7 protein-coding genes, 1 pseudogene and 1 riboswitch are annotated in these 9,182 nt (G+C 69.1%); of the genes and pseudogenes, 2 read left to right on the top strand and 6 right to left on the bottom strand.

Going from position 1 to position 9,182, the window contains the following annotated elements:
• Window positions 1-91 (bottom strand): DUF2470 domain-containing protein (locus tag I0Q12_RS33725; protein WP_307846472.1); only part of this gene is annotated, 91 nt, incomplete at its 3' end.
• 159 nt (window positions 92-250) lie between these two features.
• Here I0Q12_RS33725 and I0Q12_RS23920 point away from each other — a divergent pair.
• Complete coding sequence (locus I0Q12_RS23920) at window positions 251-679, top strand: CBS domain-containing protein (protein ID WP_197255379.1); 429 nt, start codon at window positions 251-253, stop codon at window positions 677-679.
• A 10-nt stretch (window positions 680-689) separates the two neighbouring features.
• On the opposite strand, the gene I0Q12_RS23925 is transcribed toward I0Q12_RS23920, so the two are convergent.
• The 3 genes from I0Q12_RS23925 to thiC all read right to left on the bottom strand — a co-directional run bounded on the left by I0Q12_RS23925 (window position 690) and on the right by thiC (window position 5,796).
• Window positions 690-2,084, bottom strand: coding sequence for a wax ester/triacylglycerol synthase family O-acyltransferase (locus tag I0Q12_RS23925; RefSeq protein WP_197255381.1), 1,395 nt, complete (start codon window positions 2,082-2,084; stop codon window positions 690-692).
• Between the two features lie 179 nt (window positions 2,085-2,263).
• The gene (locus tag I0Q12_RS23930) at window positions 2,264-3,937 is read right to left on the bottom strand and encodes an MDR family MFS transporter (protein WP_307846469.1); all 1,674 of its coding nucleotides are present in this window, start codon (window positions 3,935-3,937) and stop codon (window positions 2,264-2,266) included.
• A gap of 128 nt (window positions 3,938-4,065) precedes the next feature.
• On the bottom strand, window positions 4,066-5,796 hold the full coding sequence (gene thiC / locus I0Q12_RS23935; protein ID WP_197255383.1) for a phosphomethylpyrimidine synthase ThiC: 1,731 nt from the start codon (window positions 5,794-5,796) through the stop codon (window positions 4,066-4,068).
• Window positions 5,795-5,904: riboswitch (TPP riboswitch) on the bottom strand. Its footprint overlaps the gene before it by 2 nt.
• A 327-nt stretch (window positions 5,905-6,231) precedes the next feature.
• Between thiC and I0Q12_RS23940 the strand changes: the two genes are divergently transcribed.
• Window positions 6,232-7,914, top strand: coding sequence for an alpha/beta hydrolase (locus I0Q12_RS23940; protein WP_197255385.1), 1,683 nt, complete (start codon window positions 6,232-6,234; stop codon window positions 7,912-7,914).
• Between the two features lie 124 nt (window positions 7,915-8,038).
• On the opposite strand, the gene nadC is transcribed toward I0Q12_RS23940, so the two are convergent.
• Both nadC and I0Q12_RS33730 read right to left on the bottom strand, forming a co-directional pair.
• Complete coding sequence (gene nadC / locus I0Q12_RS23945; RefSeq protein ID WP_197255387.1) at window positions 8,039-8,905, bottom strand: carboxylating nicotinate-nucleotide diphosphorylase; 867 nt, start codon at window positions 8,903-8,905, stop codon at window positions 8,039-8,041.
• Window positions 8,906-8,908: 3 nt separating this feature from the next.
• Window positions 8,909-9,182: pseudogene (locus I0Q12_RS33730) on the bottom strand (L-aspartate oxidase); the annotation flags it as partial.

The following is a 9,182-nucleotide window of genomic DNA, read 5'->3' on the forward strand; positions in this document are numbered from 1 at the left end:
AGGCACGGACGATCAACAGGTTGTCGTCGGCATGGTCGTCGTTCATGTGTCCGGTCACGGCAGCAACGACGTCGGCATCGAATCGAGTCACGGCGAGGAGCCTAGCGAAGCCGAAACCGGCGCAGGCAGCCGCGCATCGGTCACGAGTCGGTAAAGACTCCGGGGCGGGTCGCGACCCTGGCATACGCTCGATGTCTGCCGGTGCTGGACGCGGGCGGATAACGGACGAGCGGATGGATCGGAGATCCGGATGCGAATCGCGGATGTGCTGCGCAACAAGGGCCGGGCCGTCGTGACCGTGCCCCCGACCGCGACCGTCGGGGAGGTCGTCGAAGTCCTGGCCACCCGAAATTTGGGCGCCCTGGTCGTCCTCGAGGACACCGCCCCGATCGGCATCGTCACCGAACGCGACGTGGTCCGGCTGATCCACGTGCACGGCCCCGGCGTCCTCGATGCACGCGTCTCCGACGTGATGACCACGGCGATGTACACGTGCCTGCCGAGCGACAGCGTCGACAGTCTCGCCGAGACCATGACCGAGCGGCGGATCCGGCATCTGCCCGTGCTCGTGGACGGGCACCTCGCGGGCATCGTCAGCATCGGCGACATCGTCAAGAGCCGCATCGACGAACTGCAGGCCGAGCGCGACCAGCTCGAGTCGTACATCGACCACGGCTGACGACCACCGCCTACGCCGGGGCCCCCACCTCGTACGCAGCCTCGAGCGCCTCGAGTTCCGCGCCGAGATGATCGAGCAGTGGATGCAACTGCCGGATGCTGCGCCCGCACGACGTGAGACCGAACGCGATCTCGCCGTCGGTGCTCGTGCACGTGATGTTCAGCGCCTGCCCGTCGACCGGCACCGACAGCGGATACAGGGCGTCGACGCGGCAACCGTTCCAGTACAACGGATCCGTGGGACCGGGCACGTTCGAGACGATCACGTTGAACGGTGGCCGCGGCAACGCCCGGTTCCCGGTGAGCACCCCCACCGCGAGCGGCGCGATGCCCAGGGCACTCGCCGCGAGCCGCGACACCGTCGACATCCCTTCCATCGACTGCTTGCCCTCGGCCATCGAGTCCCGAACGGCCTCCAGGCGGGCCTGCGGGTCCGCGAGGTGGGTCGCGAGATTGCACATGAGGACGCCGATGTCGTTGCCGCCCGGATCCTTGTCCTTGCGCAGCGACACCGGGACCATCGCGATGAGCGGATCGTCGGGCAGGGCGTCGTGTTCGAGCATGAACGTGCGCAGCGCGCCCGCCGACATCGCGAGCACCACGTCGTTGACGGTGGCCTCGGCGGCCTTCGCGACCATCTGCACGCGTTCGAGCGGCCACGATCGGGCCGCGAACCGGCGTGCCCCCGCGATGGGCACGTTGAACATGCTGTTCGGCGCGGACAGCGACATCGACCCACCGCGGTCGTGCAGCGCCCGATCGACGGTTCCCACCAGCGCCGGCACGAGCCCGACGGCCTCCGCGACGGTCGCGCGCACCGCGCGGACGATCGCGCCGGGCAGATCGATGGCGGTACCGACCGCGGACCTCGCCGGGTCCGAACGGTCCACGGTGCCCCACGGCGCCGGCATCCCGGTCTCGCACGGATCGGTGGAGAGCACACGCCGCAGCAGTTTCATCGCACCGACACCGTCGGCGAGGGCGTGGTGGATCTTGACGTAGATCGCGTACCTGCCGTCGGCCAGCCCCTCGATCAGGTAGATCTCCCACAGGGGCCGGGACCGGTCCAGGACGGTGCTGTGCAGGCGCGACACCAGCTCCCACAGCTCGTCGATACCGCCCGGTCGCGGCAGGGCGTTGAAGCGTACGTGGTGGTCGAGGTCGAAGCGAGGATCCTCCTCCCACGCCCACTGCCAGAGCGTGGACAGCGACCGCACCGCGCGGCGGCGCCACAGCGGCGCCACATCGTCGTCGCGGGACAACGCCTCGACGAACAGAGCTCGAACATCCTGATCGGTGGCGCCCTCCGGTGGCTGCAGCAGCAGCAGTCCCCCGACGTGCATCGGATGCTCACGGGACTCGCCGAGCAGGAACATCGAATCGGTCGGTGACATCGGTAACCGCATTCGGTTTCTTTCCGCTACCCGCCACGCGAGAGCTCACTTCGGGGTGAGCCCCCTGCAGCTCACCGGAAAAGCACCCGTAGTGAGAGCGATCACATCGGGTGCTCTCCAAAGTTCTACGTGATGAACCACCGGGATCGCCACCGTTCGAACGACCGATCTGATGCACTGCGAATGCATGTTCAGTTACCGGTGTCCGTGGCCCGGGCCGCGGCGAGGCCGGAATCGGGTCGCAGCGGTACCTCCCGCCAGAGCAGCACCAGCACGACCGTCACCACACCGACGACCGAGGTCACGAGGAAGACCGTGTCCATCGCGTCGGCGAACCCGTCGGCGAGCGGTCGCGCGAGAACCGGGTTCAGCCGCTGCACGATCGAACTGTCCCCGAGCACCGATTCGAGCGCACCCGGATCCCGTTCGAGCACACCGCGGGCGAACGACGCGTCGACCGGATCACCCCCGCGCGTCGCCGCGGTCAGCGCCGACCGGAAACCGGGATCGGCGGCCGCGGCGGCCAGACGCTCGGCGATCGCGGAAGTGACCCGGGCGAACAGGATCGACAGGAACACCGCCACCCCGAGGGTGCCGCCGATCTGCCGGAAGAACGTGGCCGCCGCGGTGGACACCCCCATGTCCTGCGGTGGCAACGCGTTCTGCAACGCGAGGGTGATCGGCTGCAGGAGATTGCCCAGGCCGAACCCGAGGATCGCCATGTAGGCCATCACGAGCGGCAGCGCCGTGTCCGTGGCGATCGTGTGCAGCAGGAACATGCCGACGGTGAGCATCGCCGATCCGATGATCGGGTAGATCCGGTAGTGCCCGGTGCGCGCGATGAGCTGGCCCGAGAACACCGAGCCGGTCATGATGCCGAGCACCATCGGGATCATCTGCAGCCCGGCGACCGTCGGTGACGATCCACGCACCACCTGCAGGTACTGCGGCAGCAGTGAGATGCCTCCGAACATCGCGGTGCCGACGAGCAGCGAGATCAGCACACCCAGCGCGAACGTGCGATTGCGGAAGAACCGCATCGGGATCAGCGCCGCGTCCTTCATTCCGATCTCGACGGCGACGAACACCGCCACCCCGACACCGCCGACGAGATAGCAGCTCACCGCCGGGCCGCTGCCCCAGCCCCATTCGCGGCCCTGTTCGGCGACGACGAGCAGCGGCACCACCGCGACGACGAGCGCCAGCGCACCCCACCAGTCGATGCGGATCGCCCGGCGCTGCGCGGGCAGCCGCAGATTGCGGGCCACCACCACGAGGGCGAGCACCCCGACGGGAACGTTGACCAGGAACACCCACCGCCAGCCCGTGATACCGAGCAGGCTGCCGGTCCCGGCGAAGAAACCGCCGAGGACCGGACCGAGCACGCTGGAGACGCCGAACACGGCGAGGAAATACGCCTGGTATTTGGCACGTTCGCGAGGCGCGAGGATGTCGCCGAGAATCGCCAGCGCCAGCGACATCAGGCCGCCGGCGCCGATGCCCTGGATCGCCCGGAACGCGGCGAGCATGTACACCGAGGTGGCGAACGAGCACAGCAGCGAACCCAGCAGGAACACGGAGATCGCCGTCAGGTACAGCCGGCGTCGCCCGTAGATGTCGGACAGCTTGCCGTACAACGGCGTCGTGATCGTCGCGGTGACGAGATACGCCGTGGTGACCCACGCCTGCAGCGCATAGCCGTTCAGGTCGTCGGCGATCGTCCGGATCGCGGTGGCGACGACGGTCTGATCGAGGGCGGCCAGGAACATCCCCAGCATCAATCCGCTGAGGATGGAGAGGATCTCGCGGTGCGTGAACGCGACCGATGCGGCCGGGTCGGCACGGTCGCGGTCGGTGCCCGTCACCGTTCCACTCTGTGCCCGGCCCGGCCCGTCGGCAAGTACCACCTGTCGTCAGCGGCGTGACCTCGCCGGACACGCCCGGCGTGCTCGCCGACCCGACCCTGCCGCCGTCCCGTTCCGCCGACGAACCCTCAGGGGGACGGGACGGCGGGTGTATCGAGGTAGACCGTGCCGCCGGCGGCTCGGAACTCGGCGGATTTGTGCTGCATCCCGGCGACGACCGCCTGCTCGGTGGCATCACCGAACCGGTCCCGGATGTCCTGGGAGATGCGCATGGAGCAGAACTTCGGCCCGCACATCGAGCAGAAGTGCGCGGTCTTGGCCGGTTCGGCCGGCAGCGTCTCGTCGTGGAACTCCTCGGCGGTCTCCGGATCCAGGGACAGAGCGAACTGGTCCCGCCACCGGAACTCGAAACGCGCCTTCGACAACGCGTCGTCACGCTCGGCGGCACCGGGATGACCCTTGGCGAGGTCCGCGGCGTGGGCGGCGATCTTGTACGTGATCACCCCGGTCTTCACGTCGTCCCGGTTCGGCAGTCCCAGATGCTCCTTCGGCGTGACGTAGCACAGCATCGCCGTGCCGTAGCGGGCGATCTCGGCGGCCCCGATCGCGGAGGTGATGTGGTCGTAGCCCGGGGCGATGTCGGTCACCAGCGGGCCCAGGGTGTAGAAGGGCGCGCCGTGACACAGCTTCTGCTGCTGCTCCACGTTCTCCCGCACCAGGTGCAGCGGGACGTGGCCGGGCCCCTCCACCATGACCTGCACGTCGTGAGCCCAGGCGCGGGCGGTCAGTTCGGCGAGGGTGTCCAGCTCGGCGAACTGGGCGGCGTCGTTGGCGTCGGCGATCGACCCGGGCCGCAGCCCGTCACCGAGGGAGAAAGCGACGTCGTAGCGGGCGAAGATCTCGCAGAGCTCGTCGAAGTGGGTGTAGAGGAAATTCTCCTCGTGGTGGGCCAGGCACCACCCGGCCATGATCGACCCGCCCCGGGAGACGATGCCGGTGACCCGCTCGGCCGTCAGCGGCACGTAGCGCAGCAGCACCCCGGCATGGATGGTCATGTAGTCCACGCCCTGTTCGCACTGCTCGATCACGGTGTCGCGGAAAATCTCCCAGGTCAACGCCTCCGCCTGCCCGTTGACCTTCTCCAGGGCCTGGTAGATCGGCACCGTGCCGATCGGCACCGGGGAGTTGCGGATGATCCACTCCCGGGTGGTGTGGATGTCCTCGCCGGTGGACAGGTCCATCACGGTGTCCGCGCCCCAGCGGGTGGCCCAGCGCATCTTGTCCACCTCCTCGGCGATGGAGCCGGTCACCGCCGAGTTGCCGATGTTGGCGTTGATCTTCACCAGGAACGCCCTGCCGATGATCATCGGCTCGGACTCGGGATGGTTGACGTTGGCCGGGATGATCGCCCGCCCCGCCGCCAGTTCGGTGCGTACCAGTTCCACATCGCAGTTCTCCCGCAATGCCACGAACCGCATCTCCTGGGTGATGATCCCGGCCCTGGCGTAGTGCATCTGCGTGACCGTCCGGCCCGCCTTCGCCCGCACCGGGACACGGCGGGGGCCTTTCCACTCCCGGGACGCCTCACCACGCCGGGCGGCCGAGCGACCGTCGTCGAGCAGATCCCGTTCCCGGCCCGGGTACTGCTCGACGTCGCCGCGAGCGGCGATCCAGGAGGCCCGTGCCGGCGGGAGCCCGACCTCCGGGTCGCTGCCGGGACCCTCGGTGCGGTAGACCCGCAGTGGCGGGTTCGGGACCCCGCCCGGGGAGTTCTCCAAGCGGATTTCCGTGACGGGAACGTGGAGGTCGTGTTCCTCGTCGTGGACATGGGTCAGAGCATGGGCGTTCGATGCGCTCATCGGAGCTGTTCCTACTTCCTTCGCCGGCATTACCCGGGCAGGTTCGACGGTCGCAGGCTGCGTCAGCCCGATCTCAGCCCCTGCAATAGGGCTCCCGTGTGGACGGCACCGACACTAACACCGTTGCCGACCCGGGTCTCCCACCAGGGTCCGCACCGACGGTGCGCCTTCAGGGACTTGCGTTGCCGTGATGGATGTTTCGTGGTCACGATGGATGTTTCGTGGTCACGCGGATTGGGCATCGCCGAGATCGCACCCGGTGCTGTCGATATCCATTCGTACACCGCTGCTTCCGTCGTCCGGAACGTCGCGCCGAGCTCCTCCGCGTCGAGATACATACTGCTTGAATGTGCTGTCTTGTAATGCAATTCGATATCGTCGGCCGCCACGGCACCTATGCGGTGCGACAATTCAGGTGTCGAAGGGAGACCCGCGATGACCCAGACACGACCCGTGATCAGGGACGACGTCGAGGAATCGATCGGCGGTGGCGAGGACGTCGCACCCCCTGGGCTCGGGATGGCCCTCGGCGCCCTGGCCGATGTGTTCGGCCACGGACGGACAGTGGCCCGGCACAGCGCCGCGTTCGGCAAGGAACTGGCGAAGATCGCCGTCGGCCGGTCGACGGTGGCCCCGGCCAAGGGCGATCGCCGGTTCGCCGACCCGGCATGGGATACACACCCGGCCTACCACCGCCTCGAACAGACCTACCTGGCGGCCACGGGCGCCGTCGACGGCGTGGTCGACGACGTCGGCCGCGCGATCGACGCGCGCCGGGCGGCCGAGGCCAAATTCGCCGCCGACATCCTCACCGCGGCTCTGGCCCCGACGAACTACCTGTGGACCAACCCTGCGGCACTGAAGGAAGCGTTCGACACCGCCGGACTCAGTCTGGTGCGCGGCACCAAGCATTTCGTCACCGATGTGATCGAGAACCGGGGCATGCCGTCGATGGTGCCGCGCGACGCCTTCACCGTCGGTAAGGACCTCGCGGTGACCCCGGGAGCGGTGGTCTCCCGCGACCCGGTCGCCGAGGTGATCCAGTACACCCCCACCACGACCACGGTGCGCAGCCGGCCGGTGCTGGTGGTGCCGCCACCGATCGGCCGGTACTACTTCCTGGACCTGCGGCCGGGACGCAGCTTCGTCGAGTACAACGTCGGCCGGGGCCTGCAGACCTTCATGCTGTCGTGGCGCAATCCCAGCGCCGAGCAGGGCGACTGGGACATGGACACCTACGCCGCGCGGATACTCCGGGCGATCGACGAGGTGCGGGAGATCACCGGCAGCGACGACGTGAACCTGATCGGGTTCTGCGCCGGCGGCATCCTCGCCACTACGGCGCTCAACCATCTCGCCGCTCAGGGCGATGACCGGGTGCACAGCATGGCGTACGCGGTGACGATGCTCGACTTCGGTAACCCGGCCTTGCTCGGCGCGTTCGCGCGCCCCGCGCTGGTCCGGTTCGCGAAGGGCCGCTCGCGCCGCAAGGGCCTGATCAGCGCCCGGGACATGGGCTCGGCGTTCACCTGGATGCGTCCGAACGATCTGGTGTTCAACTACGTCGTCAACAACTACCTGATGGGACGCACCCCGCCGGCGTTCGACATCCTCGCCTGGAACGCCGACGGCACCAACCTGCCCGGCGCCCTGCACGGTCAGTTCCTCGACATCTTCCGCGACAATCTGCTCGTCGAGCCGGGCGGGCTCACCGTGCTGGACACGCCGGTGGACCTGAAGTCGATCACCGTGCCCACCTTCGTCTCCGGTGCCATCGCCGATCACCTGACCGCGTGGCGCAGCTGCTACCGCACCACCCAATTGCTCGGCGGCGACACCGAGTTCGTGCTCAGCTTCTCCGGGCACATCGCCAGCCTGGTCAACCCGCCCGGCAACCCCAAGGCCCACTACTGGACCGGCGGCACACCGGGCCCGGATCCGGACACCTGGCCCGAGCACGCCGAACGACAGCAGGGCAGCTGGTGGGAGGCCTGGGCGGACTGGGCAATCGCCCGCAGCGGAGAGGAGACCGCCGCACCCGCCGCACCCGGCAGCGACCGGTATCCGCCGCTCGAGGCTGCCCCCGGCCGGTACGTGCGCGACCTTCCCGCCGACTGACCACCGGCCTGCACCCTGCATCAGGACAGCGGCCGCGGTGCCGAGCTCTCGTCACCGCGGCCGACTCCGCTCACTTCGCCTGGCGCGGAGGAAGATTCGCGCCGGATCGACGCCCGAACCGGTGTTACATGTCCAGGCCGAGATCGAGGACCGTCACCGAGTGCGTGAGCGCCCCGACCGCGAGGTAGTCGACGCCGGTGCGCGCGTAGTCCGCGGCGACCTCGAGGGTCAGCCCACCGGACGATTCGAGCCGGGTCTGCGGTGCGTGGGTGTTGCGGCGCTGCACCGCGATCTGCGTCTGCCACACCGGGAAGTTGTCGAGCAGGATCAGCTCGGCCTTCTCGGCGAGCACCTCGTCGAACTGTTCGAGGCTGTCCACCTCGACCTCGCACGGGATGCCCGGGGCGTGCGCACGCACCGCGCGCAGCGCCGCGACCACCGAACCGGCGGCGGCGACGTGGTTGTCCTTGATGAGCGCCTCGTCGCCGAGACCCATGCGGTGGTTGACGCCGCCACCGACGCGCACCGAGTACTTCTGCAGGGCGCGCAACCCGGGCAGCGTCTTGCGGCTGTCGCGGATCTTCGCCTCGGTTCCGGCGACCGCGTCCACCCAGTGCGCGGTCGCGGTGGCGATGCCGGACATGTGGCACATCAGGTTCAGCATGGTGCGCTCGGCGGTGAGCAGGCCCCGCGTCGGCGCCTCGACGGTGAGCACCGGCTCACCGGCCTGCACCCGATGCCCGTCCTGGACCCGGTCGAGCACCTGGTAGTTGCCGTCGCCGATCACCTCGTCGAGGACCATCAGGCCCACGTCGACGCCGGCGATCGTGCCCGGTGAGCGCGGCACCACCGCCGCGGTCGCGACCGCGTCCGCCGGCACCGTCGCTTCGGACGTGACGTCGGCGCCGTAACGCAGGTCCTCGTCGAGCGCGACCCGGATCAGGGTGAGGATCTCGTCGCGGTCGAGGCCTTCGGGCAACTCGGTGGCCATTGTCTAACGCACTCCTGTCAGGTCGGGGATGGTCAGGGCGACGTCGCCGTCGACCAGGCGGATCTCGAGGCTGCGCGCCTGCGCCGGATCGGTGTCGGGGCAGTCGCTGCGGGTGTGGCAGCCGCGGCTCTCGGTGCGGGCGCGTGCCGCGACGAGCAGCGCGTCCGCGGTGACGGTCAGCGCGGCGTCCTCGAGCGCGGTGGCGTCGGCGCACAGGGCGTACTCGGCGTCCAGGAGGCCGGCCTGGGCCGCGGCGAGCCCGGCGTCGTCGCGGACG

Source organism: Rhodococcus sp. CX, assembly GCF_015865005.1.
Lineage (GTDB): Bacteria > Actinomycetota > Actinomycetes > Mycobacteriales > Mycobacteriaceae > Rhodococcus.